We start from the raw sequence: 15,779 nt of genomic DNA on the forward strand, positions 1-15,779 counted from the left end.
CGCATCATGATCCCGACCTTCAGCGAGGCGCTGTACGAACTGTGCGGCTTTGCGCGTGTGGCGTGCGACGCCGCGCTGGTGATGGCATTGGAAGTGGACGACGCAGGGCGGGCGACCCCGGTCGCCTCCTCGCCGCCCCATCATTTCACCGGTTTCAACCTGGACAGAAGCGGCGTCTTCGACACCGGCTGGTCGCATCTGCCGCTGGCCGCCGACAGCTTTCGATTGCCGACAGCGGTGGTCCATGCACTCCCCGACAGGCCCGCCAGCCTGCTGTTCGTGCCGGCACCTGTCGATCATGCGCCCAAAAGCGGTCTTCTGTTATTCTGGACTACGATCCCGCCGACAGCACCGCTGATCCAGCATGTGCCGCTGCTCGCCAGCAGTGTCGCCAATACGCTGATGACACGCCGCGAGGCCGCCCGGCAAATGGCGATGCGCGACCAGTTCAACGATCTTCTCGATAGCGTTCCGTCCGGCATCGTCCTGTTCGACGGCGATGGGCAAAGTGCCGTGATCAACCAACGCGCCGCAGACTTGCTGGCCGCCATGCCCGGCCCGCATCGGGCGAGAGATCTGGCTGCACCGATGCGGGCGCTGCGCGCGCGGTGCGACAACCACGCCGCGCTCGACACCGCCTATGCGGCGCATGTCGGAAACGTCAATTATGCCGTGAGCATGCACTGGATCGTGGGGGAGCGGACATATGAAGTGGACACCCACCCGGTCAGCGGCGACGGGCAACATGGGCGTATCTGGCTGTTCACAGACGTCACGGCGGAATTGCAATTGTCGGCAAGACTGCGCGGTCTTGCCGATTCGGATTCGCTGACCGGCCTTTCAAACCGCCGTTACTTCGAACAACGCTCGGCCCAGATCATAACCGCTGCGCAAGGCGATGGGCGGGGCATCGCGATTCTGATGGTCGATGTAGACCATTTCAAGCAGATCAACGACACCTACGGGCATCCGGTCGGCGACGAGGTGCTCAAAGCCGTGGCGGCACGCTGCCAGGAAGCGCTGCGTGAGCACGATCTGATTGCGCGCTTCGGCGGCGAGGAATTTGTCGTCCTGCTGGCGACCTCCGGCAATGACGAGGCCGGTATGGTGGCGGAGCGTCTGCGTCAGGCGATCGCCCGCGTGCCGATTGCGGTCGGAGATGTCGACATAACGGTCAGTGTGAGTATCGGCGCCGCGACACGCGATGCACTGGACGGCAATGATCGCAATGTGCTGCAGATGCTGGTGGCCCGCGCCGACAGCGCATTATACGATGCGAAACGTGACGGCAGAAACTGCGTGCGAATTTCACCCGGCACCTAACGCGTGACCTGCGGCGACCTTTCAATACCCTAACAGGTCGCGTGCAGACGTAGATGATCGCAATGCGACATCGCCCAGCGATCCGCCGATGTCGGCTAAACGGCGTGCTCGGGCGGCTTGACGCCGTTGCCGCCGGCGGCGGCGCTCTGGACATGGGCGATCGAGACGGACGTACCGGGTTTGCTGCCCGTCACCGCCACACGCGCCTTCAACTGACGGGCGAGCGCCTCGACAATCGTCGTGCCAAGTCCCGGTGTCGCTTCGCCACCCGCCTCGGGCATGCCGACACCATCGTCGCCGACCGAAAGGGTCCAGTCCGCCCCCCGGGATGTGTAATCGACGATGATCTTCCCGGCGCGGTCGCCCGGGAAGGCGTGCTTGAGGGCGTTGATGACCAGTTCGGTCACGATCAGGCCGAGGCTGATCGAAACGTCGGCTCCGACCCGGCTCTCGTCGCCGCTGACTTCGATCGACTGCTTATCGTGATCGCGGATCATCGACGCGCCGAGGCTCTGGCACAATTGGGTGAAATAGGGACGAAGCGCGACATCGCCCTGCCCCGCCTGGGCGAGCTGCTTCTGCACCGTCGCGATCGACATCACCCGGTTATGTGCATCGGTCAGATGCGTTCGGGTTTCCTCCGAGAGCACCCCGCGCGCGCTCTGCATCAGCACGCTGGCGATGATCTGAAGACTGTTGGCAACGCGGTGTTGAACCTCCTGGAGCAAAACCGCCTTGTCGCGCAGCAGATCGTTCTTCAGCCGCTCCGCGATGCGGGCGTCCGTCACGTCGGATACCGTCATCAGGATGCGCGGCGCGGCGGCATCGGCATAGTGGAGCTTCTGGGCCTTGATTACGAGCCGGCGAGTTCCGTGGTCGGGCCTTGCCAGATCCATCTCATAGGCATCGATCGCCGCCTGTCCCGACGCCGTCGCGGTCAGCAACGAGCGAAGCTTCGGCGAGCGCCATTCGCCAGCGCCCAAATCGAAGACCGGGCTGCCGGACGCGGTGGTGACATCGACCGCGAACGCTCGCCCGAAAGAGTGGCTGGCGGCGATGATCGTCAGATCGCCATCGAGGAGCAGAAGCGGCGCATCCGATGACGCGACCATCGCCAGCATGAGACTGTCGGCGACGTTGGGCGGCGGCGCTGCGGTATCGGCCATGTCGGCCTTTCGAACTGAACCGAGACTCGCGGTGTGAGAGCCCTTCCGGGAGAGGCGATGAGCAAAGCGCGAGAGAAACCGACTCGAGCGCAGCCTAGCCCGCTTGCGCATACAAAGATACGGACGCGCCGGGATTGGCCCTGCGGCGCAACCGGCGACGTACCGCCCGCGTCAATCAGTCGATCGACCATTCCCACAGTGCGGCTCGACCGTCGGGGAAGGTGAGGCGCAGGTATCGCGCGTCGGTGCGGTGACTCACCGTAATGGGCGAGCCGCGATGCGCGCCGACCGGCACGATCTGCCGCCACGTCCTGCCGTCCGACGACGACTCGACACCGAAGCGATAGTCGCGCGTGGCATATTCCGGGCGCAACCGGCTACCGGTAACGGGCCGGACACGCCCCAGATCGGCGACCAGTTGGGCAGGGCCGGCTGCCGGTTTCCAGAGCGTCGCGTAATTATCATCCGCCGCGCGCGCCGGGCCGTACAGCGCGTCGGAATCATTGCTGCCGGAAGCGCGCCACGGCAGGCCACGATCCCGCGCCGGAGCAAACCCGGCGACAGCCGTACCGTGCGATGGGTCCACCTTGCCGATCGTGCCGTCCGCGCCGATACTCAGCGGGTCGACGGCGACCTGGCGAAGCACCTCATCCCCGCCGCGCGGCCACGGCAGCGCGGCGCGATGGTACAGGATATAGGCCTGCTTGCCCGAGCGGAACACGGCATGGTGGCCGGGACTCACCACATCGCGCGCCACGCTGGTTTCCAGCACCGGACTGTTCGCGGCCTCCCGGAATGGCCCCAACGGCGTGTCGCCGATCGCGTAGCGGACCTTGTACGTGTCCTTGGTGGTGTTGCCGTCGCTGTACGTGAGCAAATAGTGACCACCTGACTTCACCATGAAGGGCGCCTCGAAATAGTGCGCTGGCGTCACGTCGCGCGGCGGCCCGTCGAAATGCACCATGTCGGGCGCGAGCCGGACAGCGAAGCAATGGCCGTTGACCCAGTTCAGCCCCGAACCCCAGTAGAGATAGGCGCGCCCGTCCGTATCGACGAACGCCTCGGCATCGATCATGTGGTAGGCGGGCGCGAAGCTCTTGGACACGAGCGGCCGGCCACCGTTCGCGTCGCGCCACGGCCCCGCCGGCGACGGCGCGGTGCCGACCCAGATTTCGCTGCCGACCGAAACATACATGTACCAGCGCTCGTTCGCGGCCTTCACCACGGACGGCGCCCACACCTTCGAATCGCCCGAGGTGGGGCTGGTGGCGGCGGCTTTGGTCGGCCAGTCGGGCGTCGAGAAAGTCCAGTCGCGTCCGTTCGCGGATGTCCACAGGCCGAGCCGGTCGTCGCCCCACGGGTCGATCGTCGCGAACACATACCAGCGACCGCCATCGTGGACGATCGACGGATCGGCGAAATAGCCGGGCAGCAGCGGGTTGGCATCGCCGGGCGCATCCCAGCGCGGCCCCGCCGGCGCGGCCGCAGCCCCCTGCCCCGCCGCGAGCATTGCCAGCACCAGTCCCGTCACCCATTTCCGCATGTCGTTCTTTCCCATATTCATCGCGTCGGCACTGGCCGCTCGTGCGCGGATGCCGCGTTCGAGACCTACACGTTCGCAGCGAAGACGCCGTAGCGCTCACGCCATGCGCCCACCTCGTCCTGCAGATGTGCAGGTGCGACATCCCCCGAGAGCACGAGGCGCGCCACGTCATTCTCGGGATGCATCAACATCTTCTTCGATCCATCGCTGAACCAGACGGGGACCAACTGATCGCACACGCTGTCGAGTACGGTGGCAGCCATGCCGTTCTGTATCGCTTCGCTGCCGGCGAGCGCACGGACGTTGATCGCGACACCTTCGAAGCAGTTCTGCGGCTTCTGAACGAAATTGAGCGATACAAGCAGGCCGGATCGATCAGGCCGGGCCGCATCCGGCATGGCCGCGACCCGTCGCCAGGCGCAGAACCATGTGCGGCAGATGTGCGGACGCATGTCATAGATATCGCATCCGCCTGCGGAGCGGTGGGCGCACGGCGTTTCCGCAGGCTTCTTGAAATCTTGCGTATCGATCGCAAGCACCGTGCAGCAAACGGTGCAATCCCCGCAGGCACGATCCGCGAGGACCGGCCCCAATATCATGGTTTCGAGATCCGTCTCGGTGTGCATCCGCGCCGGGTGCCTCTACTCCGACCGGAAAACAAGGGCCTGACGCGGGGTCACGCCTCAGTTTCCTTCGGCATCCACCGTGAAGACCATCGGCCGACCGCGCGACATCGGCTCCCACCCCGCAGACAACGCCGCTCGCACGCCGCGAGAAAGCGTTGCGTCATCAAGCTGAAGGCGCCCGCGTGGCAATCCCTTCAACAGGCGCTTGGGGGCAGGAAATTCCAGCAACGCTTCGCGCTGGGCGTCTCTCTGCAACAGGGAGATCACCATCCCTTTCCAGCCTTCATCATCCGACCATTGGGGCTCGCGCTGGAATCGCCAGTCGTATTTGAGGCCGTCGACGTCGACGGTGCCGGTGGTGCTTCGGGAGTTTGACATGTGGCTCCCCTAGCATGCCAACCGCGCCAAGCCACGCCTTCGGCATTGAGACGCGGGGCGAGGATGAGGGTATCCGTATCATCCCGCATATCGGCGCTACCGCCCGCTTTCCTATCGTCACCGTCGAAACATTGGAGGTGGCCATGAAGAACATTCTCTTGCTGGTGCATGACGACAGCGGACAGGAGGCGCGCCTGCAAGCCGCGCTGGACATCACCCGTGCGCTGGAGGGGCATTTGTCCTGCGTCGATGTCTCCATCCTGCCGATTCTGGTCGGTGATTATTATGGCGGGGCCGAAGCGGAAGCGATCCTCTTCGCCGACGAATGCGAGCGCGAAACCAAGAACAAGGCCGCGCTCGAAGCGCGACTGGCGAATGAAGACGTGCCGTGGGACTGGTGCGATACCACCGGATCGATCGAGCGTTGCCTGCAAGACAAGGCGGCGCTGGCCGATCTTATCGTGCTCAACCGCAAGCTCGACGTCGCCGGTCCCGATATGCGCGACATCGTCAGCGAGCTCTTGATGCACGCGCGTGCGCCCATCCTCGCGGTTCCCGAAACGCTCAAGAGCATGCGGCTCGACCGCGCGCTCATCGCCTGGGATGGTGGCGGGTCCGCAGCCGCGACGATGCGCGCCAGCCTGCCGCTGCTCAAGCGGGCGAAGGATGTCGAAATCTTCATGGCGCAGGGCAGCGGGCATGGCGTCGCGCCGAATGAAGCGGCCGAATATCTCTCGCGCCACGATGTCCACGCCACCGTCCGCATCGTCGATACAGCGCGGCACACGCCGGACGCGCTTATCGAGGACGAAGCCGCGCGCTGGCGTGCCGATTATGTCCTGATGGGCGCCTATGGGCATGGCAGGCTGCGCGAAACGTTCGGCGGCGTGACCAAACGCATGCTGTCCAGCAGCACGCTTCCCTTGATCTTGGGCCACTGATCCTCGGCCACGGAAGCACGATCGCTTGGCCCCCGCGCGCGGTGCGGGGGCCAAGCCGAAAGCGCGGGGTTCACCCCCCGCTCCGGGATCGCGGCGCGCACCCGTGCCTGCGACGATCTGCTCGAAATGGACATGACGCGCCGACCGCAGGCCGAAGGCGTGAAGCTGAAAGCGCGTGAAGGAACCGCATCTGGTCGAACGCCAGAAAGCTATAATCGCCCCGCGTCATCATCGCGAGGCGATCATGGCCGACGCGATCGCGGCGATGCCGTTGCTGAGTCATGCCGCGTCGGTCACTGTGCTGGAGATTGACGACGGTTCGTTCGGCCTACCCGCGCTGGAGGCGACCGAGCGTCACACTTTCTCGAAGTCGATCACGATCCGTCCCTCGATCTCGCCACGATGCATCCGCCCGAAGATATCGTTGATATTTTCGAGCGTGTCGGTGGCAACGGTCGCACGAACCTTGCCGTCGCCGGCGAAATCGAGCGCTTCCTGAAGGTCGAGCCGGGTGCCGACGATCGATCCGCGCACGGTGATGCCGTTGAGCACGGTATCGAAGATCGACAGCGGGAAATCGCCCGGTGGCAGGCCGTTGAGCGCGACCGTCCCGCCGCGACGCACCATCCCCATCGCCTGCGCAAAGGCGATCGGCGAGACCGCCGTCACCAGCACGCCCTGCGCGCCGCCGATCTCCTTCTTGATGAACGCGGCAGGATCGGTGTTGCGCGCATTCACCGTCAGCGTCGCGCCAAGCTCCTCGGCCAGCCGCAGCTTGGCATCGTCGATATCGACCGCGACGACATTCAGGCCCATCGCCTTGGCATATTGCACTGCCATGTGGCCCAACCCGCCGATGCCCGAGATCGCCACCCAGTCCCCCGGCTTGGTGTCGGTGACCTTGAGGCCCTTGTAGACCGTTACGCCCGCGCACAAGATCGGCGCGATCTCGACGAATCCAATGTTGTCAGGCAGATGGCCGACGTAATTGGGGTCGGCGATGACATATTCGGCGAAGCTGCCGTTGACCGAATAGCCGGTGTTCTGCTGGTCTTCGCACAACGTCTCCCACCCACCGAGGCAATGCACGCAATGCCCGCAAGCGGTGTAGAGCCACGGCACGCCGACACGGTCGCCTTCCTTCACATGCGTGACACCCGCGCCGACCGCAACGACATGGCCGACGCCCTCATGGCCGGGGATGAACGGCGGGTTGGGTTTGACCGGCCAGTCGCCCTGGGCGGCGTGCAGATCGGTGTGGCACACGCCGGTCGCCGCGATCTTGACGAGGATCTGGCCCGGACCCGGCATCCGCACCGCCACTTCCTCGATGACCAGAGGTTTGCCGAATGCGCGGACGACGGCGGCTTTCATTGTCTTTTCCATGATCCCTGCCCTCGTTCAGAACGGCGCATCGATGTCGACGACATCGATCAGCTTGTGGTTGACGAATTCCTTGAGGCCGAGACCGAGCAATTCGCGGCCATAGCCGGAGCGACGGACGCCGCCGAACGGCAGGTCGGCCTTCACCATCGTCGGATGGTTGACGAACACCATCCCGGTCGAAATCCGCGCGGCGACCTCGGCGCCATGTTTGGGGTTCGACGTGAACACCGATCCGCCCAGTCCGAACGGCGAATCGTTGGCGATGCGAACCGCGTCGTCCTCGTCCTTCGCGCGGAACAGCATCGATACCGGGCCGAAAAACTCCCAATGGCGCGCCGGATTGTCCTCGCCGATGTTGGTGAGGATCACCGGCTGGACGAACGCGCCACGGTTGGGCGCCTCGGGACCGACCGCCGTGGCGGTGGCGCCATGTTCGACCGCTTTCGCGACCATCGCCTTGAGATCGTCCGCCGCCTTTTGCGACGACAGCGGCGCGAGCGTGGTTTCGGGATCGAGCGGATCGCCCATCCGCAGCCCCGCAACGCCCGTGGTATAATGTTCGAGGAACGCGTCGTAGACCGGATCGACGATGATCATGCGCTTGGACGACACGCAGACCTGCCCGCCGTTCCAGTGGCGGCCGAACACCGCCCACGGCACGGTCTTTTCGAGATTGGCATCGGCGAGCACGACGAACGCATCCGCGCCGCCCAGTTCCATCGTCGATTTCTTGAGCGCCCGGCCCGCTTGCGCCGCCACCACCGCGCCGGCGGTTTCCGAACCCGTCAGCGCGACGCCGTGAACGCGCGGATCGTTGATGATCGCCTCGATCTGGTCGTGATTGGCGTACAGGTTCTGGAACCCGCCCTCGATCAGCCCGGCGTCGCGCATCAACACCTCGAACGCCGCCGCGCATTGCGGGACGTTCGCGGCGTGTTTGAGGAGGATAGTGTTGCCGGCGGAAAGCTGCGGCGCGATGATGCGGGCGATCTGATAATATGGGAAGTTCCACGGCTCGATCGCCAGCAGCAGCCCAAGCGGCTCGCACACCAGCGTCGCTTCGCCTTCGCTCGGGTCGGCGACCGGAAGCGGCTCGGGAGCGAGCAGGCGCTCGGCATTGTCGGCATAATAGTCGAAGATCGCGGCGGAGAGTTCCACCTCCCCCATCGCCTCGCCGAGCAGCTTGCCCATCTCCAGCGTCAACAGCCGCGCGAAGCGGTCGGCGTCGCCCCGTAGCAGGGTCGCGGCGCTGCGCATCACGGCGGCGCGATGCGCGAACGTCGTCCCGCGCCACACCTTGAACGCAACATCGCCCTGCGCGATGGCGCGGTGAATCTCGACGTCGCTCGCCTCGGGAAAGGTCTCAAGAACGTCGCCAGAATAGGGATTTACAGTCGCATAAGCCATTGCGCGGTCCTTGTTGCCGATCCGAGACGCCCACCAATCGGGGGCTGACCACGGGCAGCTTTGTTCGCATCCCGGCAAGGACCCAATACGGATTGCTACGTAGTTACCCCCCCACGCTGGAAGGCACTGCCCACGCGCGCTCAGGTGACCGATCGATACCGGCTCCCCACGTCACTGTGGTCCGAGAGGCGCGCGTTTCGATCGCCCAATCCGCGCGCAGCGTCATCTGCCGGAGACGGTCGAACGACCGATCCCGAGCCGCCATCCAGGGAAACGCTCCCAACGATGTGTTTCTTGCTATGTCTAGCGGCTGACGCCCTGGCAGCTTACAGGTTGACGATCCCATATGGCACCGCGATCATCGCCAATATCGCTTAGAATATCAAAGTGCTTCGGTGGTCATAAACTTATGACCATCAACGCGCTCCACAACACCAGCCTTCTCGCACCCGTCAGGCGCGAGAACACAACTCTCGAACCGCTAACGGCCCGGCGCCCTATGCGCAGAACTTCGCGAAATACTCTTTCAGGCCCGTGGCGTCCGGGAGCGGGGTCTTCGTCGCTCCGGTCTTTCCATCGGTCGTCTTCACCGTGAAAGACAATGCCTTGCCAGCGATGACCGCATCGCGGAACGCCGTTGCTTGATCGTCGGCCACGTTGAAGCTGGTGCGTGAGAACTGGACTGCACTGAAGGGCTTACCATCAACCTCGATCGCCATGGTGCCGCGATCCTTGCTGTTTGAATCATAAGACACATCGGTGGGCAGATCGATCGACGCACCCCATTTCTGGTTGCTTGGACCGCCCCAGTCCACCGGACAGCGCAGCAAGATGCGCGTATTACGGAACGCCATCGGCCCCTCGTTGGGGAGCGAAGCCAGCGTCAACGTAGCGGTGCCCTGGAAGCTGTCGCTCCCGCCCGGACTTGGCGCCGTGATCTGCCAGCGCTTCCCGCTCATTACGTCCGCCGCGCCAGCCAGTGCCTCGACTTTCGAGACGTCGCTTTTATCCTTGAAACCTAGCGCGGCATAACACGCCAGTTTCTCCTTGTCGTCCGCGATGGCGACGCAGCTCGCCAACGAATACGCTTGGGCAGAGAGCGCGCGCGCGGCTGTGTCGAATGCGGCTGGAATATCCTGTTGCGGGGCTTTGCCAGACCCGCTGTTGCCACCGCACCCAGCCAGCGTGAGGGCGGTAGCGGCTATCATGCTCGCTGCCATGCTCCGCATCGCATATACTCCGACACGCTCGCTGCGGTTCAAGATATCCTGCATCAGCACTCTCCCGTTATCCAATGAGCATGGCCGATACTCTGCACCCTTGCAACGCGAACGAAGGCTTGAGAGAGGTAGCTCAGGCGCTTCAACGGCGCGGCAGTGCCGCGTATCACTTCGGATAGAAACGTCGCACACTGGCGAGACGATGGTGGCGCTGCGCTGAGCATTTGACAGGAGCGGCGTTTCGGCACCAGCCGTCACATCCGCACCCTGCCGTAAGGCCGAACGGGGGGGGCTTATTCCTCCCCGGTCGTCGCGGTGGCGGGGCGCGCCTTGTCGGGTGTCGTCCCCTCGCCTGCGAACCCGGTCATCCGAAACGTCACCCGCGTCGGCGCCAGCGGGACGCGATATTTCGGCAGCGGCTTGCCGACATCGCTCCACTGGGTATCGCCGCCTACGCCCCATTGCGCGCCATCGACGAGCAGCGTGACCTGATCGTGCGGCACGACGTCAGTCGACTTCCATGTCCCCGGCGTGTGCCGGTCGAGATCGGCATAGGGGAACGCCAGCACGTTCATCATCAGCGGCGTGTCGCCAGCGACACGCAGGCCGCGCCCCGCGCCGCTCAGTTCCATCCAGCGGACATCGACCTTGTTGCCGGTCTCCTGCGGCCGGATATAGTCGTGGTTCTGCGCCGCGATCGGCCCGCGCCACAGCCCGATCGGCGCGGAGGTCTTGCGATCGACATAGCTTTCATGCGGTCCACGCCCATACCATTCGGCGGTGGTGATGTCGGTCGGCAGCGCGAACGCGAAGCCGACGCGGAACGGCGGCGGCAGATCGGCGCGGACCGGGTCGAGCGCGCCCGTCACCGTCACGCCACCGTCGCGCGCCATCGTGTAGAGCGACTGGAAGCGCGCCGCGCCGTCGCCGAGATCATAGTCGATCCGCACCGCAGCCCCGCCTTCGGGTGAATCGACGCGGGTGACGCCGCGCACCGTCCGCGTTTCGCTCATCGCCTTCCACACCGCGAGTTGCCGATCGGTGCCGATGCCGATGTCATTGTCGGTCACCGCGCGCCAGAAATGCGGCGCGCCACCGCTCGCGAGCGGCGTGCCGCCCCGCGCGTAGCTGCGCACCAGCCCGGTCTTGCGATCGATCGTCAGCGTCGCATCCGCCGCCGAGAGCGTGATCGCGTCAGCGGCCTGCCGCACCGCCACCGCCTGCCCGGCCGCCGGGGCCGCCGGGGCCGCCGCCCGCTCACCGAGCGCGAACTGTTCCCAGCCCACCACATAGCCCGCCGGCACCAACGGCACCGCGCCGGGCCTGGCGACCGCCCGCACGGTCACGAAATATTCCGATCCCGGCTTGCGCGCGATACCGCCGAGCGGGACCGTCAGCGTGTCGGTGGCGTGCGCGGCGGTCGTCAACGATGGCAGCGTGCCATGCGCGACCGCGACGCCATCCTCCTGCACCTCCCAGTCGAACGCGAAGCCCGACAGATCGCGGAAATCGTGCCGGTTGCGGAGTGTCACGCGCCCGGTGGCGGGATCGAATGCCTCGAACTGGATCGGCGCATACACTTTGCGCACTTCATACAGCGCCGGATTGGGGGTTCGGTCGGACTGGAGCAGCCCGTCACCGAACTCGATCTCGCCGCCCGGATTGGGGCCGTATTCGCTGCCGTCGCCCCAATAGCGCCGCCCGTCCTTGGTGTAGCGATACATCGACTGATCGACCCAGTCCCAGAGGAAGCCGCCCTGCAGCTTGTTGGGATGGGCGTAGATCACGTCCCAATAGTCCTTCAGGTCGCCGCCCGAATTGCCCATCATGTGTGCATATTCGCACTCGATCAGCGGCTGCTTGAAGTTCCAGTTGGTCGCGTAATCGGCGAGCTTCTCCGCGCTGTCGTACATCGGCGCGTAGATGTCGGCGTAATCATTGGGCCGGTGGTCACTCACCCCCGGCCATGTGCCCCAGCCGAGATAGCTGATCAGCCGGCCGGGGTCGCGCGTCTTGGCGGCCTTGGCGGCGGCGGCGAAATTGGGTCCGATCCCGGCTTCGTTGCCCATCGACCAGAAGATGATCGAGGGATGGTTCTTGTCGCGCTCGACCATGTTGGCGACGCGACTGACATGCGCGTCCTTCCACGCCGGATCGAAGCCGATCTGATATTTGGCGCGCTCGTCCTGATGGTTGTTCGCGTAATCCATATACGCGTGGCTCTCGATATTGGCCTCGTCCATCACATACAGGCCATATTCGTCGGCAAGCGCGTACCAGCGCGGGTCATTGGGGTAATGCGACGTGCGGACCGCGTTGATGTTGTTCCGCTTCATCAACTCGATGTCGCGCCGCATCGTCGCTTCCGAGACGACGTGGAACGTCTCGGGATCATGTTCGTGGCGGTTGACGCCGCGGATCACGATCGGCTTGCCGTTGACGCTGACGAGGCCGTTCTTCATCTCGACGGTGCGGAAGCCGATCCGCTGCGGCGTCGCCTGGATCACCGTGCCGTCAGCCCCGACCAGTTCGATCAGCAAGGTGTAGAGGTTGGGCGTCTCCGCCGACCACGGCTTGATTCCCGGCACCGGCGCGGCGAGCGTGACCGTCCGCGCAGCCGATCCGGCGGCGACCGTTTGCGCGCGCACCAGCAGCGTGCGATCCCCGTCGAGCAACGTCATGCGCGCCGTGACCGGCTTCGCCGAGGGCGAGACCGACACGTCGGCCGACAAAGCGCCGTCGCGATAGGCCGCATCGAGCCCGGCGCGGACGAAGATGTCGTTCACGCGCGTCTTCGGCGCCGCCATCAGATAGACTTCGCGCTCGATCCCCGAGACCCGCCAGAAATCCTGATCCTCCAGGTACGAGCCGTCCGACCAGCGATGGATCTGGATCGCGATCGTGTTGCGGCCCGGCGTGACGAAGCGGGTGACGTCGAACTCGCTCGGCAGTTTCGAATCCTGCGAATAGCCGACTTTCTTGCCGTTGACCCAGACATCATACGCCGATCCCGCCGCGCCGATGTGCAGGATGACGTCCTGACCGCTCCAGCCGGCGGGAAGCGTGACGTCGCGGCGATAGCTGCCGACCGGATTGGTCGCATGCGGGATCAGCGGGCGGTTGGCCGGGAACGGATAGGTGACGTTGTTGTAGCGCGCCTGATCGAACCCCTGCGCCTGCCAGTCCGCCGGCACCTTGATATCGGCCCAGGACGCGACATCGTAACCCGGCTGTTCGAACCCCGCAGGCGTCGCATCCGAGGAGGGCGACAGCGCGAACTTCCACGTACCATCGAGGCTGAGAAACCGCGCCGACCGCGCCTGATCCCCGGCGAGCGCGGCAGCGCGGCTCTCGAACGGAAAGCCGGTGGCGTGCGCCGGCAGCTTGCCGCGCGCGAACACCGCCGGATTCTCCCAGTCCGGGCGCGACGAATCAATCTGCACCGGCTGCACGCGCGGCGCATCTTTCGCCAACGCTGGCGACGCGAGGACGAGCGCGCTCGCGCCGATGAGAATGCGGTTGAATTTCATCTTGATCTCCTAACCCCTCCGGCAGCACGCACGCCAACGCAGTGGTGTGGCAACCGCCACCCCTACGCCCTTCGCACACCGCGAACGCCTGCTTACCGCCGATACTCTGATGCGACGCGCCACGGCTTCGCGACAATCGTATCCTGAAGCAAGGTGGTTGTGGAGGCATGACGCCGCCAGACATAGAATATTACAGCGTCGGCGAAGGTTTGCAGGTTTACCGGCGTCTTACGGCGGGGACATACCCATCAAAGGTATGGGCCCATCAAAGGTATGGGGAGTTGCACCATGTCGATGGTCACAACGGTAGCGCTTTCGCGCAAACCTCTGACCGGCTTTCGCAGGTCAGAGGCAACGGCCCGATCGGCCAAAGAAGAAGTGGTGCACCCGGAGCGATTCGAACGCCCGACCCTCAGATTCGTAGTTAGCAGACGCGAGCCATACTGAGTTTCCCTGAGCCATACCCCGACATAAAACGCACGCAAATCCGCCATTTCTACTAGTACGCTGTACGCTTGAGTTTCCCTGAGTTTCCGATATGGTGGGTACACCGTGGGTTCTCGGAGACGCGCTGTGGCGACTGGCAAGCTGACATTGAAGACAATCGGGGCGCTGGTGAAAACCGACCGTACCGAGTTTCTGTGGGATGAGGATCTTGCCGGTTTCGGCCTGCGCATGACGTCGAACGGAGCGAAGTCCTACATCTACCAATACCGCATGGGCGGGCGCGAGGCGCAGAAGAAGCGCTTCACCATCGGCAAGCATGGATCGCCTTGGACACCGGAGACGGCACGGACGGAGGCTAAGCGGCTCGCCATGATGGTCGGCCAGGGCATCGACCCCGCCAGCGCCGACAAGGAACGCCGCCGCATCGCCGTCGATCTCGCGTTTGAACCCTACGCGAATTCTTTCGTGGACGGCTACCTAAAGGCGCACTGGAAGGACTGGCAGCAGGGCAAGAGCTTGCTCGACCGCGAGGCGGTTCCAGTCCTCCAGCGCACCCCCTTACCCCTTATCAAGCGCTCGGACGTGTCTGCCGTGCTGGACAGGCTCAAGGATCGTCCTGCGGTCGCGCGGCTGATGCACGCCACCCTCCGAAAGCTGTTCAAGTGGGCGGTCAGCCGTGGCGACATAGAACGGTCGCCGATCGAAAGCATGGACGCGCCGCGCGGCCCGGCTTCGCGCGATCGCGTCCTTACCGACGCTGAGTTGGCGACGATTTGGGAGGCCTCCGACAAGCTGGGCTATCCCTTCGCGCCGATGTACCGGCTACTGATCGTCAGCGGGCAGCGCCGGGAGGAGATCGCAGCGCTTGACTGGTGCGAATTGGACCGAGACACGGCGACGTGGACCCTTCCGGCCGATCGCGCGAAGAATGGCAAGGTGCATATCGTCCCGCTGAACGCGCTTGCGGTTGCTGAACTCGACGCGCTGGCGACGCAGGGCGCCCCCGAAAACGGACAACCTCCCAAATGGCCTAAGCGCGGGCTGGTGTTCACGACCACCGGCAAGACGGCGGTTTCCGGCTACTCGCGCGGCAAGACGCGGCTCGATCGGGAGATCGCGCTGTTGCTGGCGCAGCAGGCGAAGGAAGCGGGCGAAAAGGCACATGATATGGAGCCGTGGCGCGTTCATGATTTCCGCCGCACGGTGGCGACAGGCCTTCAACGCTTGGGTGTGCGGTTCGAAGTCACCGAGGCAACGCTAAACCACGTCAGCGGGGCGCGCAGCGGCGTTGCAGGCGTGTACCAGCGGCACGACTGGAAGGAGGAGAAGCGGACGGCGCTGGACGCTTGGGGACGGCATGTCTCCGCCATTCTCGACGCTCCGAATGATACGAACGTGACGACGATCGTGCGGAGGGCAGCAGCATGACACAGAGCGATCCGAAAGGTCATGACGAACCCGCACAAGAGGATGATTTCAGGATCGAGAGCGCGCCTCCTCGTTTGCCGCGGATCACGCTTATGGATTTCGCTGCATATGCGAGCGCGTCAGAGGACGTACAGAGGCAGATCTTAGACTCCGGCTACGCTGATGCCCGGCTTATCGAACCCGTCGAAGCCATCCGATGGATTGCTACCGGGCGACTGAAACAGGCAGACCCTCGCAGAAGGTGGATGGATTGCGAGCCTAGTGGATTGATTCCAACGTTTGATGCCCGCGCCTGACGGCTGCGATAATCTGATCGGGATTGGCCTTCCAGACGAACGGCTTCGGTTCCTGATTATGCTCTTTTATGAAGCGGTTGATGGCGGC

At 64.6% G+C, this 15,779-nt stretch carries 11 protein-coding genes and 1 pseudogene; 3 read left to right on the top strand and 9 right to left on the bottom strand.

The features are described from left to right. The first annotated feature begins 6 nt into the window (after window positions 1-6). A complete protein-coding gene (locus EWE75_RS18020; RefSeq protein ID WP_130159492.1) occupies window positions 7-1,323 on the top strand; it encodes a GGDEF domain-containing protein in 1,317 nt (438 codons plus the stop codon). A gap of 95 nt (window positions 1,324-1,418) precedes the next feature. Here EWE75_RS18020 and EWE75_RS18025 read toward each other — a convergent pair whose 3' ends face one another. The 4 genes from EWE75_RS18025 to EWE75_RS18040 form a co-directional block, all read right to left on the bottom strand. Then, window positions 1,419-2,489: a sensor histidine kinase gene (locus EWE75_RS18025; protein ID WP_206364805.1), complete on the bottom strand. Its 1,071-nt coding sequence runs from the start codon at window positions 2,487-2,489 to the stop codon at window positions 1,419-1,421. 175 nt (window positions 2,490-2,664) lie between these two features. Further along, window positions 2,665-4,047, bottom strand: coding sequence for a family 43 glycosylhydrolase (locus tag EWE75_RS18030; protein WP_231708438.1), 1,383 nt, complete (start codon window positions 4,045-4,047; stop codon window positions 2,665-2,667). Window positions 4,048-4,097: 50 nt separating this feature from the next. Then, window positions 4,098-4,658 carry a YkgJ family cysteine cluster protein gene (locus EWE75_RS18035; protein WP_130159493.1) on the bottom strand — a complete coding sequence of 187 codons (561 nt, stop codon included), beginning with the start codon at window positions 4,656-4,658 and terminating at the stop codon, window positions 4,098-4,100. Between the two features lie 57 nt (window positions 4,659-4,715). Next, window positions 4,716-5,036, bottom strand: coding sequence for a hypothetical protein (locus EWE75_RS18040; RefSeq protein WP_130159494.1), 321 nt, complete (start codon window positions 5,034-5,036; stop codon window positions 4,716-4,718). 143 nt (window positions 5,037-5,179) lie between these two features. On the opposite strand from EWE75_RS18040, the gene EWE75_RS18045 reads away from it, so the two are divergent. Then, window positions 5,180-5,977: a universal stress protein gene (locus tag EWE75_RS18045; protein WP_130159495.1), complete on the top strand. Its 798-nt coding sequence runs from the start codon at window positions 5,180-5,182 to the stop codon at window positions 5,975-5,977. A gap of 354 nt (window positions 5,978-6,331) precedes the next feature. On the opposite strand, the gene adhP is transcribed toward EWE75_RS18045, so the two are convergent. The 4 genes from adhP to EWE75_RS18065 all read right to left on the bottom strand — a co-directional run bounded on the left by adhP (window position 6,332) and on the right by EWE75_RS18065 (window position 13,520). Then, a complete protein-coding gene (gene adhP, locus EWE75_RS18050) occupies window positions 6,332-7,363 on the bottom strand; it encodes an alcohol dehydrogenase AdhP (RefSeq protein WP_130159496.1) in 1,032 nt (343 codons plus the stop codon). A 15-nt stretch (window positions 7,364-7,378) separates the two neighbouring features. Next, the gene (locus tag EWE75_RS18055; RefSeq protein WP_130159497.1) at window positions 7,379-8,770 is read right to left on the bottom strand and encodes an NAD-dependent succinate-semialdehyde dehydrogenase; all 1,392 of its coding nucleotides are present in this window, start codon (window positions 8,768-8,770) and stop codon (window positions 7,379-7,381) included. Between the two features lie 497 nt (window positions 8,771-9,267). Beyond that, a complete protein-coding gene (locus EWE75_RS18060; protein ID WP_130159498.1) occupies window positions 9,268-10,044 on the bottom strand; it encodes a hypothetical protein in 777 nt (258 codons plus the stop codon). 239 nt (window positions 10,045-10,283) lie between these two features. After that, window positions 10,284-13,520, bottom strand: a complete 3,237-nt coding sequence (locus EWE75_RS18065; RefSeq protein WP_130159499.1) for a glycoside hydrolase family 2 TIM barrel-domain containing protein — start codon at window positions 13,518-13,520, stop codon at window positions 10,284-10,286. Window positions 13,521-14,093: 573 nt separating this feature from the next. On the opposite strand from EWE75_RS18065, the gene EWE75_RS18070 reads away from it, so the two are divergent. Then, on the top strand, window positions 14,094-15,395 hold the full coding sequence (locus EWE75_RS18070) for a tyrosine-type recombinase/integrase (RefSeq protein WP_130159500.1): 1,302 nt from the start codon (window positions 14,094-14,096) through the stop codon (window positions 15,393-15,395). A 258-nt stretch (window positions 15,396-15,653) separates the two neighbouring features. Here EWE75_RS18070 and EWE75_RS18075 read toward each other — a convergent pair. After that, window positions 15,654-15,779 (bottom strand): annotated as a pseudogene (locus EWE75_RS18075) (IS630 family transposase); the annotation flags it as partial.

Source organism: Sphingomonas populi, assembly GCF_004208535.1.
In the GTDB taxonomy this organism is placed as follows: domain Bacteria; phylum Pseudomonadota; class Alphaproteobacteria; order Sphingomonadales; family Sphingomonadaceae; genus Sphingomonas; species Sphingomonas populi.